Source organism: Streptomyces sp. NRRL F-5630, from assembly GCF_000719475.1.
GTDB lineage: Bacteria > Actinomycetota > Actinomycetes > Streptomycetales > Streptomycetaceae > Streptomyces.
In genome coordinates this window covers 1-1,749 of the sequence record NZ_JOGO01000162.1, presented here as the reverse complement: position 1 = coordinate 1,749, position 1,749 = coordinate 1, and the positions used below count along the sequence as shown (strand labels likewise).

Genomic DNA, 1,749 nt, shown 5'->3' with positions numbered 1-1,749 from the left:
CACCCTCCAACCGGTCCACGAACCACAACCGACGCTGCGCGTACGACAACGGCAACCGCTCCGGCCGCACCCCCGCCACCACCCCCGGACGCGCCCCAGCGCCCGCTTTCTCGTCCAGCAGGGCGGTCAGTCCGGCGACGGTCGGTGTCTCGAAGAGGTCCCGGATGAGCAGTTCGACGCCGAGGACGGCCCGGATGCGGCTGACAAGACGCACGGCTTGCAGGGAATGGCCACCGAGGGCGAAGAAGTCGTCGTCGGGGCTCACCTCCGGTACGCCGAGCACCTGCGCGAAGACGGAACGGAGCAGCTCCTCGCGCAGCCCCGTGCCGCGCCGGGCGAGGGCATCGGAGGGCCGGGCGTCCGGCCCCGGTGCGGTCTCGGCTTCGGTGTCGGCGTCGGGCGTCACGAGGTGCAGGCGGCCCTCGTCGTCCCAGCGGGCTCGTGCGCCGGTGAGTCGCATGACGGACTCCTCCTCGGTGAACGGGCAGACGACCGTGGTGTCCTCGGAGGCGTCGCAGGTGGTGTAGAGCGCTCCGGCGACGCCGGGCGGAACCGGCATGAGGTGGTCGTCGAGGACGAAGACGCGGGCATCGGGGCCGGCGATCTGCGGCTGCCGCCGCGACCACTCCCCCACCACCGCCCGCCGCTCGGCCTCGTCGAGTACGTCGACCGTGTGCACGGGCCGCTCCGGGGCGTCGGCCACGGCGTCGAGAACGCGCAGCAGCCGGGCGGTCAGGGCCTCGGCGGTGGAGTGGTCGAAGAGGTCGGCCGCGTAGACGAGTTGGCCCTCCATACCGGCGGGGTGTCCCTCGGCGTCGAAGCCCTCGGCGATCTGCAGGTCGAGGTCGAACTTGGCGTCGCGGACCGTGGGGGGCAGCGCCTCCACGGCCACTCCGTCCAGTTCCGGGACGAGCAGGGGTGTGGACTGCACTTCGAGGACGGTCTGGAAGAAGGGGTGCCGCCCCATCGACCTGGGTGGCGCCAGCTCCTCCACCAGCCGCTCGAAGGGCACTTCCTGCCGGTGCAGGGCGCTCAGCGTGTCCCGGCGGACCCGGGCGAGCACGTCGGTGAAGGCGGGGTCGCCGGACACGTCGGTGCGCAGGACGAGGGTGTTGACGAAGCACCCGACCAGATCGTCGAGCGACTCGTCGGTACGGCCCGCGACGGGGCTGCCCAGCGGAATGTCGTCGCCCGCGCCGAGGCGCGACAGCAGGACGGCCACCGCCGCCTGCCACACCATGAACATCGTCACGCCCTCGGAGCGCGCGAGGCGTGCCAGTCGCGCGTGCAGTCCGGCCGGGACACGGACGGGTACGGCCGCGCCCCGGTGGGTCTCCACGGACGGCCGCGGCCGGTCGGTGGGGAGGGACAGCTCCGCGGGCACGCCTTCCAGCGCCGTGCGCCACTCGGCGACCTCCGCCGCCAGCAGGCTTTCGGGGTCGGCACTGTCGCCCAGCAGGTCGCGCTGCCACAGGGTGTAGTCGGCGTACTGCAGGGGGAGCGGTTCCCAGGCGGGGGCGTGACCGGCCCGACGCGCGGTGTAGGCGGCGGACAGGTCGCGCCACAGAGGGGCCAGGGACCAGCCGTCACCGGCGATGTGGTGCACGACCAGCACCAGGACAGAGCTGTCCTCGCCCGTGGTCAACAGCCTCGCCCGGATCGGGAGTTCAGCGGCCAGATCGAAGACGTGACCGGAGAACTCCTCGATCCGCCTCTCCAGCTCACCGGCCCCCACCGGCACCACCGCGA

1 protein-coding gene is annotated in these 1,749 nt (G+C 72.9%); it reads right to left on the bottom strand.

What is annotated here, in order from left to right; translation table 11 throughout:
- The coding region (locus IF99_RS0130095) for a condensation domain-containing protein (RefSeq protein WP_031001629.1) at positions 1-1,749 on the bottom strand (1,749 nt) is incomplete at both ends.